The organism is Streptomyces sedi, from assembly GCF_006335015.1.
GTDB lineage: Bacteria > Actinomycetota > Actinomycetes > Streptomycetales > Streptomycetaceae > Streptomyces > Streptomyces sedi.
This window is the reverse complement of record NZ_VDGT01000009.1, coordinates 115,444-137,095: the sequence shown is the minus strand read 5'-3', so window position 1 is coordinate 137,095 and position 21,652 is coordinate 115,444. Positions and strand designations below refer to the sequence as shown.

The window sequence follows — 21,652 nt, the reverse complement described above, 5'->3', positions numbered from 1 at the left end:
GGCCTTGATGAACGTCCGCCCAGCTCGGGGGAGTTCGGCCGGGCATTTCTTCGAACAAGCCGCCTTTCCCGGGTCGCCGATGTCCAGAAAGGGTTCCCCGAGCCCGCCGACTGCCGCCCGCCGGAGGGGAATTGTCAGTGCCGGTTGCTAGACACATTCCTGAGGCAGGGCCGCGCTGGGCGGCCGAGGGTCGAAGGAGAGGGGAAAGAGGATGCCCAGGGGAAATCGCGTGGGGGACGGGCTTGTTCGCGTCAGGGCGCACACGCGGCGCATGCCGACGGCTCGGGCCGGCAGCCGGAAGCTCAACGGGTGGACGATCGCCGCCGTGATCGCTGGCGTGTGGCTGTGGGGGCAGGTGTTCGGCTTCGGCGGCTCGACCGATGAGGCACCCGCCTCGTCGGAGACGTCGGTGTCCGAGTCGGCGGACCGTTGATGGCGGCCCGTCGACGCCCGCGCTACCGCCGCCCGCGCGGCGGTGGCGAGCTCCTCGCCGCGGGCGTGGTGGCCGTGGCGCTCCTGGTGGCGGCCGTCGAGCTGGCCACCGCGGTGCTGCACTCCCTCCTCCGCGCGTGGCCGGTGCCGGTCGCGCTGGCCCTCGGGGCCATGGCGTACGGGCTCTGGCGAGCCCGGCGCCTGTCCCGGGCTCGGCGCACACGCGCGGCTATGCTCGCCAAGCTGCGCATCCCGCTCACGGATCTGGACGCCATGAGCGACAAAGCCTTCGAGTTCGCTCTCCGAGACCTGCTGATCCGCGACGGCTGGGCCGCTCGCGTCGTCGGCCAGAAGGGAGACCAGGCGGCCGACGTCATCGGCGACCACGCGCGGCGAGGCCGCATCGTGCTCCAGGCCAAACACACCCGCGTCGGCAACAAGGTCAACTCGGCGGTGATGTACCAGGTGAAGGGCACCGCCCACCCGGTCCACGGCGCGGACAACGCGGTCGTCGTCACCAACGCCGGCTTCACCCGCGACGCCAGGTCCTGGGGCGACAGACACCACATCCACTGGACGGACCGCGACCGCCTTCGGGAATGGGCCGAACTCGGCACGCCCCTGCACCAACTGCTCCGACTCCCGGAGCGACGACAACGCCCCCTGACGAGACGACGCCCCATACCCGGACCACAGCCCGCGTGAGTCACTCGGAGCCCGCCCGCCTCGGCGTGGCTCCGAGGCTGGGCGTCAGTGGACGAGAACGCGCGCACCGGGGACGTCGAACGAGGCGACAGGGGCGCCGTCCGGGGTGCGGCAACGGCTGAGTCTCAACTGCTTGAGGCTTGGTAGCCGCGTGAACGCGACAGGGCCCGGGGGGATGACGCAGTTGTGCAGGGTGAGGCGGGTGAGGGCGGGCGGGGCGCTTCTGAGAGTGGTGAGCCATGCTTCGGTGTCGTGGCCGTAGAGACCGAGAGCGGAAAGCTTCGCCATGTTCCCCAGCTCTTCGAGACCGCGCAGCCGACTCGCGTCACCAGCCATAAGAAGCAGGAACTCCAGCTCGCTGAGTGCGGTGAGCGGACTCACGTCCGGCGATTCCCTTCCGGCGTAAGAGAGATGGATGTTGCGCAGATTCGGTATGCGGCGCAGGAGACCGAGGTCGCCGCTGACAGAAACCTCCAGGGTGACTTCCGCGAGTTCCTTGAGCTCCGCGAGGGCGGTGGGAACACTGCGTAGCGGCGAGCCGCGTAGCCCGATGGTCTTCAGCCGAGGATGGGCGCGGAGCATGGACAGATCCAGCCCTTCATCCAGAAGGCGGTTGCACCACAGAGTCGTGAGAGGCGGCAGGTCAGCGACGAAACCGAGGTCGTCTGTCGGAAGATTGACGTGCAGGTTGGTCAGGTCGAGGAGCCGGTTGACCGCGTGAAGTTGGCCGGAGTGGTTCAGTTGGAGTAGGTGCCCCCTCAACTGCAGTCGGCTGAGTACGGCATCGGCGTAGCCAGACGCGTCGAAGTAGTCCCATGCGTCGATGAGTGCGCGAACGACCGCGTCACGTTCGTCCCCGACATAGCGCGCCAGCAGCGCCAGGGCCTCCTCGCCGCCGATCAGGGCCACGGTGCGCACCGTCTGTACGGCGGCCTTCTCGGTCAGGGACTCCAGCGAGGTGGGAAACCGGCGCAGCAGACCGGGCCCGACGGCCGCCAGCGCCGGGGGATCGGTGTGGCGGCGGGCCGGAAGCAGGCGGGAGACGGCCGAGTCCAGGCGGGTGGCGAGGGCGTCGCCGACCGAGGGGAGGGTTTCCTGGCAGGACGCGGCCAGCAGGCGGAGGGCGCGGGCGTGGCGGGGTTCGGCGTCGGCGCGGTCGAGGATGCCGCCGAGGAGTTCCTCGCGCTGGCGGGTGTTGGCGTGGCCCGCGGTCATGATGACCGTCTCCCGCCACTGGTCGAGGTGGGCCCGGCCGACCAGGTTGCCGATCCGGTCCTCCTCCGCGGCCTCCTCGGCGGCCAGGTACTCCTGGAAGGTGCGGTGCACGAAGTCGACGCGGCCCTCGGCGGGGGAGCGCAACACCCCGGAGCGGTGGCGGAGTTGCTCCAGCACCTGTTGGCCGTCGAGCACGTCGAGGTGCCGCATGGCGCGCAGTCTGGCCGCGACGTGGCCGGCAGCCTGTTCCACGCCGATCTCGCTGCGGTTGTTGTCCGACAGCCGCCAGGCCAGGTCGCGGAGCACCACCAGCTTGTCGCCGAGGCTGAGTTCGCTGTCCACGGCGCTGGGCACGTTGCGGTCCGCGTCCCGGTCGTGGACCAGGGCGTGCAGGGCGTTGCGGTACAGCTCCATCCGGTCTCTCGGCAGGTGGCGGCCCCGGTTGAGGTGCATCGCGCAGAGCATGGCGGCCAGCAGCGGCGTGCCGGCCAGCGACTGGAGGTGGGCGCGGTCCTTGAGGCTGGCCAGCAGCGACTGTTCGTATCGTGGCAACTCGTCGGCGGGACACGGAAGGTCGTCGTCCAGCTCGCGGACGGCCTGGTGCCACTGACGGACGAACGCGGCCAGGTCCGGCGGGGTCATCCGTTCCAGGTGCAGCGCGGTGAACTCCTCCCCGCGCAGCCACTCGGCACCGGCGGCGGCCGGGCGGGAGGTGACGACCACGCGGGAGGGGTACCGGCCCAACAGCCTGCGCAGCCAGTCGCGTGCCGCCCGCCGTTCGTGTTCCAGAAGCTCGTCCACGCCGTCGATCAGCAGCAGCACCCGGCCCTCGGCAAGTTGGCGTTCCACCCAGCCCCGGGGCATGACCCCGGCGATCGGCCCGGCGATGCCGTCCAGCATGGCCTTCGGGTCGGGTAGGGCGCGTCCGCTGTACTCGCGGAGCTTGACCAGGACGGGGGTGAGCCCGTTCCAACCTGCCAACTCGCCCTGGAACGAGCCGCGCGCGGCCATGATCGCCAGCCAACGCAGCAGCGTGGTCTTGCCGGAGCCGGCCTCGCCGCGCAGCAGTACCCGGTCGGCGTCGCGTAGCGCGGCCTCCACCCGGACGCCGGAACCCTCGCCCGCCCGGCCGTGCTCCTCCCAGTCGCTCATGTCGGGCCGGGCGGCGGGCAACGCGCGGGCCGCTCGACGCCTGCCCCCGTCGTCACCCACGGCCCGCAGACTCACGTAACCGACGGAGAGCCGCACCCGGGGCGCGGCGGCCTGCTCCGAGGTGCGCCGGAACAGTTCCACCTCGTCCAGGTCCCGGCTGACCAGCTCCAGATACTCGCGGCGGAACGCGGTGTCCTGGTCGGTGCCGTCCGGCGCGAACAGCGAACGGTCCGGCAGCCGTTCCAACAGGCGCGCCACCTCACCACCGAGCGTGGCGGTCCGTGCCAGCAACTCGCTTGCCGCCCGGTCCTGAAAGACCGGCAGGCTCCGCACGATGCGGACGTAGTACTCGACGCACTCGCCGAAGAGCCGCTCGTAGAGCCGGTGTTCCACCTCGTTGAGCCCGATCGGCCCCTTCACGGAGCCCGTGATGGCCCGGACCAGCTGGGCGGGTTGGGCGTCGGCGCTGAGCAGCGCCTCGTCGGAGAGATCCGCTCGCTCGAAGGTGTCCACCACGGCATCGAGCACCGCCTGCCTGCCGCCCTCCTCCAGGCGGGAGAACGCGTGCCCGAGGAACGGCTCCAGCCGGTCGTAGACCGCGTTGGTGATCTGCTCGAACTGCTGGCTGACCTCGCGCTGGAAGCGCACGCCCGGCACCCGCACCCGGATCAGTTCCGCCATCGGCAGCAGCCGCTCCTGCTCCCGCTGCCGGGACCCGAGCCACCAGCGCCCCGCCGCCGACGCGACCGTGCCACCCAGCCGTAACGCCGCCGCCTCCGCGACCACCCGCGCCCCCCTTCGTTCGCGCCCCCTCGCGGGCACCCCGGGCCATTGTGGCAGCGGCGCGCGGCGCGCGGGGGCGAGCCGCCGCGAAGGCGACTCCCCGTCCGGGCTCCGCACGGCGGTGCGGCCGAGTCCGCGACCCGCACCGCGGAGCCCGCGGGGGCGCCGTGCGAACTACCGCCTTGTCACGACGCCGACTTGACGGCGTGTGGCGAACACACTTCCTCAGGTAGCGGGTTACGTTCTCAAGCGGGGAAGGACCCCAGGCTTCGGTCGCAGCACACCAACGTCGGCCGCGGGCACAGCAGTAGGGAGACGAAACGTGGGAGTACCGAATCCGCCCCAGTGGCACCCCCAGCATCCACCGGGCTACGGCGGCCAGTTCGGGCCGCCGCCCGTTCCGCCGCGCCCCCGCAGACGGGTGTGGCCATGGCTGGTGCCCACCGTGGCGCTCATAGCCGTCGCCGCGGTCGCCGCGGTCACGCTGTGGGGGTCGGGAGAGTCCGAGGCCACGGCTTCCGCGTCCGACGCCGAGAGCGGGGACGCGCCGGCGGGCGAAGGCGACGAGGGCGCGGCCGAAGGGAACTGGGTGGTCCACACGGAGCGGCCACCCGAAGAGGGCGGCATCACGGCGTGGCCTGTTGGGGACACGCTCGTGCGCGTCGCCGAGAGCCGGGTGGCCGCGTTCTCGCAGACCAACGGGGAGCTGGTCTGGGAGATCACGGCGCCCACCGAGGGCGCGGTGTTCTGCGGCCCCGGCGACCGGGTCGTGAACGACCAGGTGGCGCTCGCCTACGGGCCCGGAGCGGTGGGCGACCCGGTCGAGTGCGACACCGTCAGCGTTCTCAACGTGGCCTCGGGCGAGTTGGGCTGGGCGCAGCCCGTGGGAGCACCGCAGGACACGGACGGCGCGCGGGACAGTGTGATACCGGAGATCGTCGGCGACGTGGTGGTCATCGCCCAGGACCAGGGCATGGTCGGGCTGGGCCTGGCCGACGGGGAACGCCTCTGGGAACAGGAGGTGTCGTACCAGGGCGAGCGCGGCTGCGGGGTGTCCGACATGCTGGCCACCGACACCCAGGCGTTCATCGCGCAGGACTGCACGCTGCTGCCCAACGAGGTCCAGTTCAAGACTGTTGACCCCGCCACCGGCGAGACGACGCGGGAGCAGGGGTACGAATCGGAGGACCCGGATGTCCGACTGCGGTTCCCGCGTCTGCTGTCGGCCGATCCCTTGATCGGGTACATGAGCAAGGGGGACGGGATCCTGCTGCTCGCGCTGGGCTCGGAGATGGAGCCCCTGGCGCGTATCGAGGCCGGCACCGAGGAGGCGCCGGAGGAACTGGGCCTGGGGAGCGGCGGGTGGGGGCGCCACCTGAGCGAGTCGGAGCACCTGCCGCTGCCGATGGTCGCGTCCGAGGACACGCTGTACGCGGTGACCCTGCCGCAAGGCGATGAGGTGGGCGAGGTCGTCGCCTACGACCTCGCCACGGGCGAGAAGCGGTGGACCAGTGGCCTGCCGGACGCCCACATGATCACTCCGGTGGCGACGGAGGACGACGAGCTGGTGGTCGTCGCTGGCCCCACGGCGGAGAACCTCGACCTGGGCGTCACCAGGTTCGACACGGCGACCGGTGAGATCGTCTCCACCGAGCGGAGCCCCGCGCTCACCGAGACCGGCAACACCCCGATGTTGACCCAGTTCCGCTACTTCTGGGTGAACGACCGGATGCATGGCCTCCGCGGCAGCCCCAGCGAGACCGACGCGGACCGCTTCGCCTACGGCGGCTGACGCCGCCCCTCGGGTGGGAAACGCCGGCCCATGCCCCCGGCGCCCACGGCGGCGGGTCGGCCCCGGCCCTTACCCGGCAGACGGCGTGACGCGGGCGCGGGCGCCGCCACCGTGCGGGCGGGGCGGCAGGCGCTGCCGGAGACACGCGGTCGGACGCACCCCGTTCCCACGCGTCGCGGGATCTCGCACCCGCTCCTGACCGGCGGATTTCCCCGGCCGGCTGGCCCGACTACCGTGAACGGCATGCGTGCTGTGGTGTTCGACGCGTTCGGCGGGCCGCCCGAGGTGAGGGAGGTGCCCGATCCGGTGGTGCCCGACGACGGCGTCGTCGTCCGGGTCGCGGCCACCGGTCTGTGCCGCAGCGACTGGCACGGCTGGATGGGCCACGACGAGGGCATCGCCCTCCCTCATGTGCCGGGCCACGAACTGGCCGGCCGGATCGAGGCGGTGGGGCCGGGCGTCACCCGCTGGCGCGTCGGCGACCGCGTCACCGTTCCCTTCGTGAGCGCCTGCGGACGCTGCCCCAGCTGCGCCGCCGGCGATCACCAGGTCTGCGAGCGGCAGCGCCAACCCGGCTTCACCGACTGGGGGTCCTTCGCCGAACTCGTGGCGCTCCACCACGCGGACGTCAACCTCGTCGCGGTCCCCGACGCCATGGACTGGGCCACGGCGGCCGGCCTCGGCTGCCGCTTCGCCACCGCCTACCGCGCGGTCGTCGCGCAGGGCCGGGTCAGGCCCGGCAGCTGGGTGGCCGTCCACGGCTGCGGCGGTGTCGGCCTCTCCGCCGTCATGATCGCCGTCGCGGCCGGCGCGCTGGTCGTCGCGGTCGACACCCACCCCCAAGCCCGCGCCCTGGCAGTCGAGTTGGGCGCCGACGTCTGCCTGGACGGAAACGCCCCACCCGAGGAGGTCGCGGAAGCCGTGCGGGCCGCCACCGGCGGGGGCGCCCACCTCTCGCTCGACGCGATCGGCTCACCGGCCAGCTGCGCCGCCTCCCTCCACGGCCTTCGCCGCCGGGGCCGCCACGTTCAGGTCGGCCTGCTGCCGCGCGGCGCCCCGCTGCCCATGGACCGGGTCGTCGCCCTGGAGCTGGCCGTCGTCGGCAGCCACGGAATGGCCGCCCACGCCTATCCGGAGATGCTGCGCCAGATCGAAGTGGGCACGCTCCGCCCGGAGTCGCTGGTCCGCGCGACCATCCCCCTCGACGACGCCCCCGCCGCCCTCACCGCCCTGTCCACCGGCTCCAGCCCCGGCATCACCGTGATCACTCCCCGGGCCACATAACCTCCCCTCGGCAACCCACCGTCCACCGGGGATCGTTCGACCCGCGTGGTGACGCCCGAACGACATCCCCGCAGCCCAGAAGGGGAAACGGCACACGGCGCCGACTGCCCGTCAACTCTCGCCCGTGGCAGACCTGTTCGTCACCACCCGCCGAGGCCGTTCCCCGGACCCCCGGCCCCGGACAGCCCGATGCGCACCGACGACCCGCGCGACATCGCGGGGACGCGTCAACTGGGGATGGTGGCCGGCGCCGTCGATCTCCGTCACGGTGACGCGCGGCAACGCCTCCAGCAGGGCAAGCCCCTCCGGCGCCAACGGATCACCGGCGCCCACCACGACATGCACGTCCCCCGGGAACCGGCGCAGCCCGCCCCGCAGTTCCTCCCGCCACCGCTCCTGGCCCGCGGCGGCCAGGAGCCGCGCGACGGTCGCCGCGACCGCGCCCCGACGAAGGTCGGCGACGCTGGACCGAACGGCGTCGGCGGGTGCCGCGCCGCCGGTGAGCCGATCGGCCAACGCTTCCGGGGACACCCGCCTCAGATACCAGCGGCTCGCCGGCGCCCACCGTGCGACTCGCGCCCCCGGCGCCCGCAGAAAGAACGGCGCCACCAGCGTCAGCCGTCGCACCGCCTCCGGCCGCGCGGTCGCCGCCTCGACCGCCGCCGCGGCGCCGACGGAATGGCCCACCAGGTGATCGACACCGCCCCCCTCCCACAGAGCCGCCAGCCACGACGGCCAGTCCGCGACACCCCCCGCGCTCATCCCCAGACCCGGCAGGTCCACCGCCCGGGCATCGCCCAACGCGTCCACCACCGGCGCCCACGTGTCGGCGTTGACCGGCAGCCCAGGCAACACCACGGTGGACGCGCCCCGTTCGCCCAGCTCGAAGGTCCGCACCCCGCCCACCTCGGTGAACCGACGGCCACCGCCGACGGCGTCCCCGAAACGGTGCGCCGCCAGATGGTCGGCCCACCGCAGGATCGTCCCGACGGTGTCCGGCTCGGTCAGCCCGTGGCGCGCCGCGAGAGCCCGCGCCGAACCGGTCGGATAGCGGTCGCTCGACAGAAACGTCAACGTCTCCGGATCAGCCCTGGTGATCCGCCGGGGCAGCCGCCTCACCAGGGACACCGGGATCCGTGTCCGGGGTGCCCGCACGCGATACCGCTCCGCGACGAGCGTCAGCAGGTCGGGCAGCGCGGGCGTCTCGTCGTCCAACAGCCAGTAGGCGCCGCCCTCGGTGCTCTCGTCCGCCGGAAGCAGCGCCATGAACCGGGCGAGATAGTCGACAGCGACCACCGGCACGAACGTCCGCCCGTCACCCGGCAACGCCGCCAGCGACCCCCTCCAGAGGTCCCGCACGCTCTGCGCGAGTCCCAGATACTGATCGGACTCGCCGGTGGCGCTGTCACCGATCACACTGGCCGGGTTGACGACGGACCACGGGACGCCCAGCCGCTCCACCTCGGTACGGAAGACGGCGTCGGCCTCGACCCTGGACGCCTCGTAGGCCCCCAACTCCCGGTAGACATCCCGCCGTCGCTCCGCGCTCCAGGGCCCGGGCTCCTGCCCGCCGACGCGGTAGCCGGAGACCTGGACCAGGCGGCGCAGGCGCGGCAGCCGCGCCGCGAAGGCGACGACCGCCCGGACCGAGTCGACGTTCGCCTCGCTGGCCTCCCGCGCCGACATCCCGAACCGGTAGGCGCCGGCACAGTTGTGGACCTCGGTGATCTCCTCGAACTCGAACTGGCCCTCGCCCTCGCGCACGCCCTCGCCCTGGCGCACGCCCTCGAACAGCGACGGCCGCGAGAAGTCCACCCGAAGATCGGCCGGCGCCGCCCCGCCCCCACGCGCGTCCAGCCACCCGGCCAGCCGTCGATAGGACGCGGACGAACGGTTGGCCGTGCTCACCCGCACCCCCTCCCGGGTCAGCGCCAGCACCAGGTGACGCCCGATCAACCCACTGGCGCCGAAGACCAACGCGTGACGTCCCGCGCCACTCACGCCGTGGCCCCCGCGCTCCGGTCGTCGAGCAGCGCGGCCAGCGCCTCGGCCGCGTTCCGCAGCGGCTCCGTCGACCGCTGGGCACGCGACACGATCACCGCCCCCTCCACCATGCTGACCACGGCCGTCGCCAGGGCCCGCGCGGCGGGGCGCGGCCGGCCCCGCGCGACGAGAAGCTCGGTCACCGGCACGATCCACGACTCGAACGCCTCCGCGCACGCCTCCCGCAACCGCTCACTGCGTCCTCCCATCTCCAGCGTCACCACCGAGACCGGGCACCCCAGATGGAAGTCGCTCTCCGCCAACATCTCGGCCAGGGCCCCGATCACCCGCCCCACCACCACACTCGGCGCCTCCGCCTCCGGGGCGGTGAGAAGAGAACCGAAACGCGAGGCCGCGAGCGCGACGGCCCGCTCACCGAGCGCCTCCTTCCCCTGCGGATAGTGGAAGTACAGCGATCCCTTGGGCGCTCCCGCGTGCTCCACCACCGTGTTGAGCCCCGTGCCGCTGTAGCCGTTCCGCTGCATCAGTTCGAGCATCGACTCGGCCAACCGCGCCTTCGTCCTGGCTCCCTTGGTCTCCTTCACGCACCCAAGAATAGACCGGTCTATAGATTCTGGCGACCGAGTTCGCCCGCCTCCCTAGGGCATCATGACGGCGGTGCGCCGGGTGATACACGCCCTCACCTGACCAGTTACCGACCACGGACTCCCGGCCCCTGACTGGTCCCTACCGCACCCCACTGGTCCCTACCGGACCTGACCAGTACCTGACCGGCGCCTGACCAGTCCGGGCGTGTGGCGCCCGTTGGCGCCCGGGGGAGCCCGCCGCCGTGGGCCCGGCGGTGCCGGCCGCTCCGTGCCCGGCGACGTGCCCTCCCGCGGTGCCCCTGTTGACTCGATCCCGTCGTTACGGTCAACTGTGTGGCGTGAGCGACGTGTTGGCCTTGATCACGCGCGACCACATCGACCTGGGTCGAGTGTGGTCGGCCTCCTGTATGCGCTGATTCTCCTGGCGCGCGGCCCCCGAGGGCGGGCCCGCGCCTGACCGCTCGTTCACGTTCCGCCGCCTGGCGCCCCACGGCGCCGTTCGCCTGGCGAGCGCTGACGCGAGCTTCGCTCCCTGACCGCCGTCGAGACGTGCGCCCCCGCCCGTCGACGGCCGCCCCCCTCTCAGTCGCCGACCGGTCGTCGGTCGATGCCGGCCGGCATCGACCCTCGCCGGCCAGCGGCGATCCGTGGCGGTTCCCGTCGCACCGCGCCGGGACCGCCGCATGAACACCCTTCTCGGCCCGCCCCCTCTCGGCCCGACCTGAACGAAGGGCATGGAATGCCGTCGCTTTCGCTCCACGAGCTGACCGTCGTCCCGGCGCACTACCACGACCCGCTCGTCCGGCCGTTGCTGCGCGGGCTGGAGGAGGAGTACACCGCCCGCTACGGCACGGCCTCGAACGAGCTGAGCCGCTACCCGGCGGAGGAGTTCGCGCCGCCCCACGGGCTGTTGCTGCTCCTGCTGCACCGGGGTGAGCCCGTCGCCGGCGGCGCCTACCGCCGCTACGACGAGCGGACCGCCGAGCTGAAGCGCATCTGGACCCACTCCGGCCACCGCCGGCAGGGACTGGCACGCCGGGTCGTCGCCGAGTTGGAGCGCGCCGCGGCGCGCCACTACCAGCGGATCTGGCTGACGACCGGGCCCCGGCAGCCGGAGGCCAGACACCTGTATCTCAACGCCGGCTACACGCCGCTCTTCGACGTGACAGCCGCCCCCGACGCCCTCCACCTGCTGCCCTTCGAGAAGCATCTCGCCCCAGCCGCCCCAGCCGCCCCACCGCGCTGAGCCCCCCACCACTCCGCATCCCCGCAGCCCTTCCGCCCCCTTCCCCCTACAGCCCGACCGGAGGCCCCCGTGAGCAGCGCACCGCCCGCCGCCCCCGTACCCGCCCGACACGCCCCCGCGGACGACGACCCCGATGAGCTGCGCGGCCTCACGGTGGTTCCCGCCCGCTACTACGGCCGCTGGCTCGCCGGGGGCGTCGTGCTGGTGCTGGTGGCGCAGTTCCTGCATGGGCTGGCGACCAACCCGGGCTGGGACTGGCCGACCTTCTTCGACTACCTGTTGGCCGAGAGCGTGCTCAAGGCGGTCTGGCTGACCCTCCAACTGACCTTCTACGGAACGGCGTTGGGCTTCACGCTCGGCGTGCTGCTGGCCATGATGCGGCTCTCCAGCAGCCCCGTGCCACGAGCCGTCGCGTGGGCCTACATCTGGGCCTTCCGCTCGATCCCGCTGATCGTGCAGCTGCTGTTCTGGTTCAACCTGGCCTACCTCTACCAGGAACTGGGCTTCGGCATTCCGTTCGGCCCGGTGTTCTGGACGTTCGAGACCATGCACCTGGTCGGGCCGATCACCGCCGCCGTGATCGGCCTGGCACTTCACCAGGCCGCGTACGCCGCCGAGATCGTGCGCGGCGGCATCATCTCGGTCGACTCCGGCCAACGGGAGGCCGCCGCCGCGCTGGGTCTGCCGAAGCTGCGGCAGTTGCGTCGCATCGTGCTTCCGCAGGCCATGCGCGGCATCCTGCCCAACGCGGCCAACGAGATCATCAGCCTCTTCAAGGGCACCTCGATCGTCTCGGTGATGGCGTTGGGCGAGCTGTTCTACCAGGTGCAGGTGATCTACGGCCGCAACGGGCGGGTGGTGCCGCTGCTGATGGTCGCCACCGTCTGGTACATCGTGCTGACCACCGTGCTGACCGTCGTCCAGCACTCCGTGGAACGCCGCTTCGCCAGGGGCGCCGAGCGTCAGCCGGAGCCCGGCCCGCTCGACCAACTGCGCACGCGGCTGCGCGGGTTGGCCCAGAGCCGGTCGTCCGCCCGCGCACTTCACCAGTCGCCGGTACCACCTGGTCTACCACCGGAACCACTCACGGACACGGCGCGAACGGACGCCACTGCGACCCACGCCACCGCGACCCACGCCACCGCGACCGACACCACCGCGACCGACGTGCGCGGACCGAGGAAGGGCGAGGCGCGATGAGCGGCGGCCGTAGGCCCATGGTCGAGGTACGCGGGGTCCGCAAGAGCTTCGGCGACGTAGAGGTGCTGCACGGCGTCGACCTCGACGTCCACGCCGGCGAGGTGGCCACGATCCTCGGCCCCTCCGGGTCCGGCAAGTCCACGTTGCTGCGCACCATCAACCACCTGGAGCGGCCGGACGCCGGAATCGTCCGCGTCGACGGCGAGTTGATGGGCTACCGGCGCGTGGGCGACCGGCTCCACGAGCTCAAGGAGCGCGCCGTGCTGCGGCAGCGCGCCCGCATCGGCTTCGTCTTCCAGAACTTCCACCTCTTCCCCCACCTCACGGCGGTCGAGAACGTCGCCGAGGCCCCCGTCGGCGCGCTGCGCCGCCCCCGCGCCGAGGCCCGGCGGGAGGCCGCCGCGCTGCTCGCCCGCGTCGGGCTCGGCGACCGGCTCGACGCCTACCCGCGCCAGCTCTCCGGCGGCCAGCAGCAGCGCGTCGCCATCGCCCGCGCCCTCGGTCTCTCGCCTCGGGTGCTGCTCTTCGACGAACCGACCTCGGCGCTCGACCCCGAGCTGGTGGGCGAGGTGCTGACCACGATCCGTGACCTGGCACTCGGCGGCACCACCATGATCGTCGTCACCCACGAGGTCGGCTTCGCCCGCGAGATCGCCGACACCGTGGTCTTCATGGATCGGGGCCACGTCGTCGAACAGGGCCCGCCCGCCGAGGTGTTGGACCGCCCCGACCACCCCCGCACCCGCGCCTTCCTCGCCCAGGTCCGCTGAGCGGTCGCGCGGCGCCCCGTGACCTCGTTCCCCACCACCCCGTTCCCCAGCATCCCGTTCCCCGGCATCCCGTTCCGCACCACCACACCGTTCCCCCTCACGAGGAGAGACACATGCGTTCCCACCTGACGCGCACGCCCCGAGCATGGGGCGTCGCCGCCCTCGCGGCCCTCGGCCTCACCCTGGCCGGGTGCGCGGACCCCGAGGACGGTGGCACCGAGCCGGCGTCCGCCGAGGACGCGACCGGGGGACAGGAGGGGCAGGAGGTCAACCTCAGCCCCGAGCAGGACCGGATCACCACCGAGGCCGTGCCCGACATCGCGGCGCTGGTCCCCGAGGAGATCAGGGAGCGGGGCACCCTGGAGGTGATCAGCTCGGCAGGGACGGTGCCCCCGTTGATGTTCTACGCCACCGACGACGAGACGGTGATCGGGGTGGAGACGGACATCGCCTCGATCGTCGCTGACGTGTTGGACCTGGAGGTCAGGTACCACGTGGCCGACTGGGCCAACATCTTCGTCGGCCTGGACAGCGGCCGTTACGACGTGGGCTTCTCCAACATCACCGTCACCGAGGAACGCAAGGAGAAGTACGACTTCGCGACCTACCGACTGGACAACATCGCGTTCGAGGCACGGGCCGACGCCGACTGGACTGTGGAGGGCCCCGAGGACGTCGCCGGGCGCAGTATCGGCGTGAGCTCCGGCACCAACCAGGAGGCCATCCTGGTCAGTTGGAGCGAGCAGAACGAGGCTGCCGGGCTGGAGCCCACCGACATCCGCTACTTCCAGAACTCCACGGACTACTACCTCGCCCTCTCATCCGGCCGTCTGGACGCGTACCTCGGCCCCAACCCGAGCGCTGTTTACCACTCGCGGACCACTGGTGAGTCGAAGGTCATCGGCTCGTTCTCCGGTGCCGGCAGCGGCCTCCAGGGAGAGATCGCCGCCACCACCCAGCGCGACAACGGCCTCATCGAGGCGCTGCACGCCGCACTGAACGAGACGATCGAGAACGGCTCCCACGGCGAGGTCCTGGACCGCTGGGGCCTGTCCGACGAGGCGGTCGAGACCTCCGAGATCAACCCGCCGGGACTGCCCCCGACCGACTGATCCGACGGGCACCCGGCCCGGCACACACGACGGGTGTGCGCCTACTCCGCGACATAGGTGCAGCCGCTCCACGTGAACACCAACAGCTTCCGCCCCGCGTGGAGCGCCGTCTCGGGAGTCGGCTCGAAATGCTCGTACCGGTGACCGCGAAATATCTTCAACCGCTGGGTGGGATCCGGCACATAAAGGACCCGCTCGGTGTCGGGGACACTCGGTCCCCCTCGCAGGATGACGTTGGGACGTTGGGACATCGCACCACCACTCCTCTCGAAAGGTATGGTCGCCACTCGCGCTAAAGGGTTACTGAACCGGCGGGGCCGGGGGCGCTACGACGTGCCGCCGGCCCCGCCGGACGGCCCGCGCTCCGCCCGGACCGCCGACCGTGTCGACGTCCCCCGGCGCGTCAGCCGCCGGGGCGGTCTGGGTGCCATGGACGAGGACGGACCGGGCCGTTCCGATTGCGCGCCTCAGGGCCTGACGCGCAGTCGGCCTCGCCTCTCGCCCCGAACGCCCCGTCAACTCCACCCGCTCGTAACCCGCTTGGGTCGCCCGCCATCTACCTGTGGACAGTTATTGCGCGCCACGCAAAATTGCGGGGCAAGCAATTTGTGCTTAGGCTGGACCCTCCCACCAACTGGACCGGGCGTCCCCCGCAGGGCCCGACAAGGAGGGGCGCGAGATCCCCGTGAACTCCCCATGGCGCCTCGCGCTGCCATGGCGCACGGCCATGACGCACGGCCACGGACATCGGCACCGGACGGTCGGTGCCCCGAGAGATGTCCCGAGAGATGTCCCGAGAGGTGCCCCGAGATGTGCCCCCGAGAGGTGAGAGCGCGATGAACGAGATGCCGAACGCAACGATGCGCGCCGTGCGTTACGACCGCTACGGTCCGCCCGAGGTGTTGAAGGTCGCCCACGTCCCCATGCCCAAGCCCGGACCGGGGCAGGTGCTGGTGAAGGTGCACGCCTCCAGCGTCAACCCCGTCGAGGCCCAGGTGCGCGCCGGCAAGATGCGACCCATGAGCGGCCTGCGCCCACCCAAGGGCATCGGCCAGGACTTCGCGGGCGAGGTCGTCGCCGCGGGCCCCAAGGCCGACGACGGGCTGGTCGGCAGCCGCGTCTGGGGCACCACCTTCGCCCTCGGCGCGGCCAACACCGCCGAGTACATCACCGTCAGGGAGTCGCTCGTCGCGTCCGTGCCCTCGGGCCTCGACCTGGTCAACGCCGCCGCGCTGCCCACCGTCGGGCTCACCGCCCTGGTGGCCCTCGACGCGGCCAACGTCCAGCGCGGGCAGCGGCTGCTGATCGTGGGCGCCGCCGGGGGCATCGGCAGCGCGCTCATCCAGATCGCCCACGCCAAGGGCGTCGAGGTCGCCACCGTCAGCAGCGGCGACAACCTCGCCTTCTGTTCCGACCTGGGCGCCAAGGAGACCTACGACTACGCCAGGCTCGTCGCCCTGGAACGGTCCGACACGTTTCACGCCGTCGTCGACCTCCACGGCGCCCACCTCGGCGCCTACCGCTCCCGGCTCCGGCCCGGCGGACGGATCGTCACCCTCGCCGCCAAGGGCATGGGCTACGCGATGCTCTCCCTGCTGCTCCCCGGCCCCCGCGTCCGGCTGGCGCGCGCCAGGCCCAAGAAGGAACTCCTCGTCGAACTAGCGAAGTTGGTCGAGACCGGCGACCTGCGACCCGTCGTCGAGAACGTCTACCCGCTGGAGCGGATCGCCGAGGCGCACCGCGCGGTGGAGAGCGGCCACAGCCGGGGCAAGCGTGTCATCCAGGTCGTGGGCGACGTCGAGAGCTGACCCTTCCGAGGGGCGCCGCCACCGGGGGAGCGGCCCCGTTGGTCGCACGTCGGTCGCACGTCGGTCGCGCCGGGTCTCGACGATCGCCGGCGCGCCCTCGCGCGGCAACCCCCGGAACGGGGCGGGGGCACGCCTGGCCCGCGCTTCTCCCTCCGTTCCGTGGCACCTGGGCGCGGTCAGGCTCATCGGCAGCCCGGGGCAGCGAACGGGCGAAGTCGCGTGGCGCACGCGGAGATCGCTACGGTGAGGGCATGGGCCATCATCCGGGCGGGGAACTGGGTCTGCGCGGGCGGAAGAAGCTCGCCACCCGGCGGGCGTTGAGTGAGGCCGCGCTGCGGTTGGCCGCTGCGCGCGGGCTGGAGAGCGTCCTCGTGGAGGACATCGCCGCCGCGGTCGGCGTCTCGCCTCGGACGTTCAACAACTACTTCTCCAGCAAGCAGGAGGCGATCGTCAGCCTCGTGCTCGCGCGCGCGACCGGACTGTGTGACGCGGTCGCCTCCCAGCCGCCGGAGCTGCCGCTGTGGGACGCGATCGCTGAGGCGGCGATCCAGCATGTGCGGCCCGACGACTCGGAGCAGTGGAAGATGGGCGCCCGGCTGATCAGGGACACCCCCTCGCTGGAGGCCGAGCAGCTCAAGGCCTATGCCGGCATCGAGAGTTCGCTCGCGGAGGTCATCGCGGCCCGCACCGGCACCGATCCGCGCGTGGACCTGTTTCCCGGTCTGGCCGCCTCTGTCGCCGTCGGCGCGATCCGTGCGGCGCTGCGGCACTGGCTGGACACGGAGGAGACCCGCTCCTATCCGGATCTGCTGAGCGCGGTGCTGCGCGGGGTCGGAACGGGGCTCGGCGAGCCGGGCCGCCCGGGACGGGGAGAGCGGCCCACGCCCGCGACACCCCCGAGCGCGACACCCTGGCTACGGCCCCCGCCGACCGGCCCCTGAGCCGGACCATCCACGACTTCGGGAGTCGCCACGTGCCGCGCATCGGGATCGTGGGCCGCATCGTCGCGGGCCGGGATCTGGGAAGCTATGTGAAGGTGGAGCGGATGCCGGGGGACCCAACGGCCTTCTACGTTTTCGTCGGCCGGGATCGCGCATTCCGCACGGACGCTGGCGATTACTGGGTCGAGGATCTTCCATCCGTCGAGGAGTTCTTCCGAGAATCCGGTTGGGAAGTCGTATGGGAAACCGACTGACCTCTCTCCCCGTTCCTCAGCCTCATCCACGAACTCGGACGTTCGAGCGGACGACCGGACGGGGCGCGAAGCGAGAACGGACAACGTGCCCGGGCTGCTGAACGACGGATCCGCGACTCCCGGTCGAACGACTCGCCCCTCCTCGATGTGGCGGGGCGAGGCTCTCGGCGGCCCGACAAGGCGACGACCCGCTGGCGCACGGGAGGGGACCCGCCTCTACGGTCCCCGCGCCACAAGACAGCAATGGCCTGGACGCCGGGGAGAGCCCCGTCGAGGCGGCGGCGAACGCCCGCCACCGCAGTCGGGGTTACAGAATGCGCGCGTGCCGCTACCGTCGGGTCGACCTGGTGAAGAAGTGGGTGGGCTCCAGCGTCGCCCGGACCGGACTGGCCGCGATCACGACCTGAGCGAAAACGATCACCCGCGTTGGCCACGCGGCTGGCCACATGGGGCCTCCGAGAGCCCCTGACCGCAGAGAACCCGCAGGTCAGCCCTGGGAAGATGTGGTGTCCGAGGGGGGACTTGAACCCCCACGCCCTTAAACGGGCACTAGCACCTCAAGCTAGCGCGTCTGCCATTCCGCCACCCGGACGAGGTGAACGCGCGACCTCGTGGGCCGCGCCGACGAGGGAAACCATAGCAAAGGTCAGGGCCCCGATGACGCGCCGGCCCCCGAGCCCGCCCCGCGAGGGGTGAGCGGCCCACGGCCTTGGGGACGGGGCCGGTCGGGGGGAGGATGAGGGGACGTACCGCAGGAGGAGGCAGTTGTGAGCGCAAGCAGCCCCGGCCAGGGCGGCGCCGCCCGGGAGAGCGTGGCGGACGGTGGCCTCGGCCGTGCCGAGGAGGAGGTCGTCGACCTCTGCCGCGAGCTGATCCGGATCGACACCAGCAACTACGGCGACCATTCGGGCCCGGGGGAGCGGGTAGCCGCCGAGTACGTGGCCGAGAAGCTCGCCGAGGTCGGCCTCGAACCGCGGATCTTCGAGTCCCACCCGGGCCGCGCCTCCACCGTGGCCCGGATCGCCGGCGAGGACCCGTCCCGGCCGGCGCTGTTGATCCACGGCCACACCGACGTGGTGCCGGCCAACGCCGACGACTGGACGCACGACCCGTTCTCCGGCGAGATCGCCGACGGCTGCGTCTGGGGGCGCGGCGCGGTCGACATGAAGGACATGGACGCGATGACGCTGGCCGTCGTGCGCGAGCGGCTGCGCTCGGGGCGGAAGCCGCCGAGGGACGTGGTGGTGGCGTTCCTCGCCGACGAGGAGGCCGGCGGCGTCTACGGCGCGCGTCATCTGGTCGATCACCACCCGGAGTTGTTCGAGGGCGTCACCGAGGCGATCAGCGAGGTGGGCGGCTTCTCGTTCACCGTCAACGAGAAGCTGCGGCTCTATCTGGTGGAGACGGCCCAGAAGGGGATGCACTGGATGCGGCTGACCGTCGACGGGACGGCCGGCCACGGGTCGATGACCAACGACGACAACGCCATCACCGAGCTGTGCGAGGCGGTGGGCCGGCTGGGGCGGCACCGGTTCCCGGTGCGGGTGACCAAGACGGTGCGTTCCTTCCTCGACGAGCTGTCCGACGCGCTCGGCACCCCGCTCGACCCGGAGAACATGGACGAGACGCTCGCCAAGCTCGGCGGCATCGCCAAGATCATCGGCGCCACGCTCCAGAACACCGCGGCCCCCACCCAGCTCGACGCCGGCTACAAGGTGAACGTGATCCCCGGCCAGGCGACGGCCGCGGTGGACGGGCGGTTCCTGCCGGGGTTCGAGGAGGAGTTCCTCGCCGACCTGGACCGCGTGCTGGGCCCCCGCGTGCGGCGGGAGGACATCCACAGCGACAAGGCGCTGGAGACCACCTTCGACGGGGCGCTGGTCGACGCGATGCAGACGGCGCTGGTCGCGGAGGACCCGATCGCGCGGGCGGTCCCGTACATGCTGTCGGGCGGCACGGACGCGAAGTCGTTCGACGATCTGGGCATCCGCTCGTTCGGCTTCGCGCCGCTGAAGCTGCCGCCGGAGCTGGACTTCGCCGGGATGTTCCACGGTGTGGACGAGCGGGTGCCGGTTGACGGGCTCCAGTTCGGCGTACGGGTGCTCGACCGTTTCCTGGACCAGTGCTGAACGAGGGGGGTCCAAAATCGTTCGGACGTGCGGGATTCCTCAGGTCAGGTGAATGCCGACGGGGTTTCGTGCCCTTGTTTTGACCTTCTCGTTGCAACAGGTGCAGTCCCCGGCTGGGGTCCGCGTTGTCAATGAGGAGGAAGTAATGATCAAGAAGGTCGTCGCCACTGCGGCAGCCGCCAGCGGCCTGGCGCTGGCCGGTGCCGGGCTCGCGGTCGCGGACTCGGGTGCCGCCGGTGCCGCTGTCGCCTCCCCCGGCGTGATCTCGGGCAACAACATCCAGGTGCCGATCCACCTCCCGATCAACCTGTGCGGGAACACCGTGGACGTCGTGGGCCTGCTGAACCCCACGTTCGGCAACACCTGCATCAACGCCTGAAGCCCGTCCCCCATCTCACCGAGGGCTTGAGCCGGCGGCCCCGGAGCGCCATCGCGCGCGCCGGGGCCGCCCAGGCGCTACGTCGGGCGCGGGTGCCCTCACCCCCCACCCCGCGGCCATCCCAAGCAAGTCAGGGGAAACAACCATGCGACAGGTCACGCGAAACGGCCTGCTCACCGTCTTCGCCGCCGGCGGCGTGCTGGCAGCGACCGGCGGTATCGCGTTCGCCGACTCCGAAGCGGAGGGCGGCGCGGCCAACTCACCGGGGGTCGTCTCCGGGAACTCCGTGCAGGCCCCGGTCCACGTGCCGGTCAACGTCTGCGGGAACACGATCAACGTCGTCGGGCTTCTCAACCCGGCGTTCGGCAACACCTGCGTCAACGAGGGCGGCGGCGCGCACGCCAGCGGCGGCGCCAGCAACTCGCCGGGCGTGATCTCGGGCAACAACATCCAGGCGCCCATCGAGGTGCCGGTCAACGCCTGCGGCAACAGCGTCGACGTGGTCGGCATCGGGAACCCGGCCTCCGGCAACGACTGCGTCAACGGGGCGGCCCCGCAGGAGCGGGCGCCCCACCCGGAGCAGGAGCCCGAGGAGCCGAAGACCCCGGCTGAGGAGCCGGAGCCGGAGTCCGAGCCGGAAGGCCCGTCCCCGGAGCTGGTCTCCGAGACCACCCCGGTCGAGGAGGACACCCCGGTCGAGACCCAACTCGCCGCGACCGGCGGCAACTTCGCGCTGATGGCCGCCGTGCCGGTCGGCGCGGGCCTGGTGCTCGGCGGCACCCTGCTCTACCGCAGGACGCGGACGGCCCAGCAGGGCTGAGCCCTCGCGCCCACGGGCGCACGCCACCTGAACGAGTGGGTCCCGGCGGACCCACTCGTTCGTCATGTCCGGGGGTGTTCTTCGCGGCCGTCGCCGCCCCGACCGGGCGGCCACGACGTCACCAGGTGGGGCGCAGCTGGCGGATGATCCGTCGTTTCAGCCGCACCTGGCGGCTCCCGTCCGGGTAGAGGCGGAGCTTGGCCAACTCCCAGTGTCCGTACTCGGCGTGCTCGGTCAGCAGACGGGTCGTGGCGGCTCGCGAGACCCCACGTGGCACATACACATCGCGAAACTCGTATTCCGGCATCGAATCTATTGTGCGGCCAAGCCCTGGATGCCGATACCGTCTGCACCATGTCTGATGCTGCGCAGCCCACGGCTGCCGAAGTCCGTGCCGCCTCGGAGGCGCTCAAGCGAGCGCTCGACCGGCATCTGGCCGCCATCGAACGACGCACGGCGGCCACCGACGCGGAGGTCGAGGCGGCCGACGCCGAGGTCTTCGCCGCGTTCAACGAGATGGCAGCCGCGGGCGAGGTGTACGACGAGCTGCTGTACGAGGTCTACGACGAGGTCACGCCCTTCGAGGTGCCGGCCTCCGACGGTGCCGCCTATGACGGCCCCGAGGACCCCGAGGTGGTCAGCGTCTTCATGCGGCGGGACTACCTGGTCTCCGAGCCGGGGCAGTTGCTCGGCCAGGCCGAGCGGATCGCCGAACTCGACGCCGAGGGCGTGGAGAACGAGGGAGCCCCGGCCGAACCCGCCGCCGGCCGCAGCGTCAAGACGGCGCTCAGCGTGCTCTTCGGGGAGTTCGACCCCGACGAGATCGCCTCCCGCCACGAGGAGTTCGGCCTCACCGAGGGCGACGCGACGCTCTGGGTGACCGCCCAGGAGGAGCCGGCCGAGCCGGGGGAGTGGCTGGCCGCCCCCTTCGACGCCGTCGACGCCGAACGCGTCATCTGCCGCTTCGACATCAGCGACGCGTTCGACGACGAGGCGCTGGACGCGGTCGACGAGGTACCGCGCTGGCTGGGCGGCTGAC

Annotated in this window: 19 protein-coding genes, 1 tRNA gene and 1 pseudogene; 15 read left to right on the top strand and 6 right to left on the bottom strand. The window is 71.9% G+C overall.

The genetic code is table 11. From position 1 onward, the window contains the following. Positions 1 to 271 precede the first annotated feature (271 nt). Complete coding sequence (locus tag FH715_RS28235; RefSeq protein ID WP_170184729.1) at positions 272 to 433, top strand: hypothetical protein; 162 nt, start codon at positions 272 to 274, stop codon at positions 431 to 433. After that, a complete protein-coding gene (locus tag FH715_RS14020) occupies positions 433 to 1,137 on the top strand; it encodes a restriction endonuclease (protein WP_139645039.1) in 705 nt (234 codons plus the stop codon). The genes FH715_RS28235 and FH715_RS14020 overlap by 1 nt, the downstream gene beginning before the upstream one ends. A 45-nt stretch (positions 1,138 to 1,182) precedes the next feature. On the opposite strand, the gene FH715_RS14015 is transcribed toward FH715_RS14020, so the two are convergent. Continuing rightward, positions 1,183 to 4,290, bottom strand: a complete 3,108-nt coding sequence (locus FH715_RS14015; protein ID WP_139645037.1) for an NACHT domain-containing protein — start codon at positions 4,288 to 4,290, stop codon at positions 1,183 to 1,185. A 319-nt stretch (positions 4,291 to 4,609) separates the two neighbouring features. On the opposite strand from FH715_RS14015, the gene FH715_RS14010 reads away from it, so the two are divergent. After that, positions 4,610 to 6,079 carry an outer membrane protein assembly factor BamB family protein gene (locus FH715_RS14010; RefSeq protein WP_170184728.1) on the top strand — a complete coding sequence of 490 codons (1,470 nt, stop codon included), beginning with the start codon at positions 4,610 to 4,612 and terminating at the stop codon, positions 6,077 to 6,079. A gap of 243 nt (positions 6,080 to 6,322) precedes the next feature. Next, positions 6,323 to 7,363: a zinc-dependent alcohol dehydrogenase family protein gene (locus FH715_RS14005; RefSeq protein WP_139645033.1), complete on the top strand. Its 1,041-nt coding sequence runs from the start codon at positions 6,323 to 6,325 to the stop codon at positions 7,361 to 7,363. Positions 7,364 to 7,474: 111 nt separating this feature from the next. Here the strand turns inward: FH715_RS14005 and FH715_RS14000 are convergent, their stop codons facing one another. Next, positions 7,475 to 9,364, bottom strand: coding sequence for an alpha/beta fold hydrolase (locus tag FH715_RS14000; RefSeq protein ID WP_139645031.1), 1,890 nt, complete (start codon positions 9,362 to 9,364; stop codon positions 7,475 to 7,477). Then, the gene (locus FH715_RS13995) at positions 9,361 to 9,951 is read right to left on the bottom strand and encodes a TetR/AcrR family transcriptional regulator (protein WP_211367618.1); all 591 of its coding nucleotides are present in this window, start codon (positions 9,949 to 9,951) and stop codon (positions 9,361 to 9,363) included. The genes FH715_RS14000 and FH715_RS13995 overlap by 4 nt, the downstream gene beginning before the upstream one ends. Positions 9,952 to 10,693: 742 nt before the next feature. Here FH715_RS13995 and FH715_RS13990 point away from each other — a divergent pair. The 4 genes and pseudogenes from FH715_RS13990 (at position 10,694) to FH715_RS13975 (ending at position 14,282) form a co-directional block, all read left to right on the top strand. Continuing rightward, positions 10,694 to 11,200: a GNAT family N-acetyltransferase gene (locus tag FH715_RS13990; RefSeq protein ID WP_139645030.1), complete on the top strand. Its 507-nt coding sequence runs from the start codon at positions 10,694 to 10,696 to the stop codon at positions 11,198 to 11,200. Between the two features lie 69 nt (positions 11,201 to 11,269). After that, a pseudogene (locus FH715_RS13985) lies at positions 11,270 to 12,163 on the top strand (amino acid ABC transporter permease); the annotation flags it as partial. Positions 12,164 to 12,396: 233 nt separating this feature from the next. Continuing rightward, positions 12,397 to 13,170: an amino acid ABC transporter ATP-binding protein gene (locus FH715_RS13980; protein WP_281290745.1), complete on the top strand. Its 774-nt coding sequence runs from the start codon at positions 12,397 to 12,399 to the stop codon at positions 13,168 to 13,170. A 113-nt stretch (positions 13,171 to 13,283) separates the two neighbouring features. Next, a complete protein-coding gene (locus FH715_RS13975) occupies positions 13,284 to 14,282 on the top strand; it encodes an ABC transporter substrate-binding protein (protein WP_139645027.1) in 999 nt (332 codons plus the stop codon). Positions 14,283 to 14,323: 41 nt separating this feature from the next. Here FH715_RS13975 and FH715_RS13970 read toward each other — a convergent pair whose 3' ends face one another. Continuing rightward, entirely contained in the window at positions 14,324 to 14,533 is a 210-nt protein-coding gene (locus tag FH715_RS13970) for a DUF5988 family protein (RefSeq protein WP_139645025.1), read from the bottom strand. Between the two features lie 585 nt (positions 14,534 to 15,118). Between FH715_RS13970 and FH715_RS13965 the strand changes: the two genes are divergently transcribed. From FH715_RS13965 to FH715_RS13955, 3 genes are all read left to right on the top strand, one after another. After that, positions 15,119 to 16,090, top strand: a complete 972-nt coding sequence (locus tag FH715_RS13965) for an NAD(P)-dependent alcohol dehydrogenase (RefSeq protein WP_211367616.1) — start codon at positions 15,119 to 15,121, stop codon at positions 16,088 to 16,090. 251 nt (positions 16,091 to 16,341) lie between these two features. Continuing rightward, positions 16,342 to 17,031, top strand: coding sequence for an acyl-CoA-like ligand-binding transcription factor (locus tag FH715_RS13960; RefSeq protein ID WP_139645023.1), 690 nt, complete (start codon positions 16,342 to 16,344; stop codon positions 17,029 to 17,031). 32 nt (positions 17,032 to 17,063) lie between these two features. Then, a complete protein-coding gene (locus FH715_RS13955) occupies positions 17,064 to 17,285 on the top strand; it encodes a hypothetical protein (protein ID WP_139645021.1) in 222 nt (73 codons plus the stop codon). 504 nt (positions 17,286 to 17,789) lie between these two features. Here the strand turns inward: FH715_RS13955 and FH715_RS13950 are convergent. Next, a tRNA-Leu gene (locus tag FH715_RS13950) sits at positions 17,790 to 17,877 on the bottom strand. A 220-nt stretch (positions 17,878 to 18,097) separates the two neighbouring features. Here FH715_RS13950 and FH715_RS13945 point away from each other — a divergent pair. From FH715_RS13945 to FH715_RS13935, 3 genes are all read left to right on the top strand, one after another. Further along, positions 18,098 to 19,414, top strand: coding sequence for a M20/M25/M40 family metallo-hydrolase (locus FH715_RS13945; protein ID WP_139645227.1), 1,317 nt, complete (start codon positions 18,098 to 18,100; stop codon positions 19,412 to 19,414). Between the two features lie 145 nt (positions 19,415 to 19,559). Then, positions 19,560 to 19,793 carry a chaplin gene (locus FH715_RS13940; protein WP_139645019.1) on the top strand — a complete coding sequence of 78 codons (234 nt, stop codon included), beginning with the start codon at positions 19,560 to 19,562 and terminating at the stop codon, positions 19,791 to 19,793. A gap of 145 nt (positions 19,794 to 19,938) precedes the next feature. Continuing rightward, the gene (locus FH715_RS13935) at positions 19,939 to 20,613 is read left to right on the top strand and encodes a chaplin (protein ID WP_139645017.1); all 675 of its coding nucleotides are present in this window, start codon (positions 19,939 to 19,941) and stop codon (positions 20,611 to 20,613) included. Positions 20,614 to 20,731: 118 nt separating this feature from the next. Here the strand turns inward: FH715_RS13935 and FH715_RS13930 are convergent, their stop codons facing one another. Next, the gene (locus FH715_RS13930) at positions 20,732 to 20,920 is read right to left on the bottom strand and encodes a DUF5703 family protein (protein WP_139645015.1); all 189 of its coding nucleotides are present in this window, start codon (positions 20,918 to 20,920) and stop codon (positions 20,732 to 20,734) included. Between the two features lie 47 nt (positions 20,921 to 20,967). On the opposite strand from FH715_RS13930, the gene FH715_RS13925 reads away from it, so the two are divergent. Then, the gene (locus FH715_RS13925) at positions 20,968 to 21,651 is read left to right on the top strand and encodes a hypothetical protein (protein ID WP_139645013.1); all 684 of its coding nucleotides are present in this window, start codon (positions 20,968 to 20,970) and stop codon (positions 21,649 to 21,651) included. The last annotated feature ends 1 nt before the right edge of the window (position 21,652 follow it).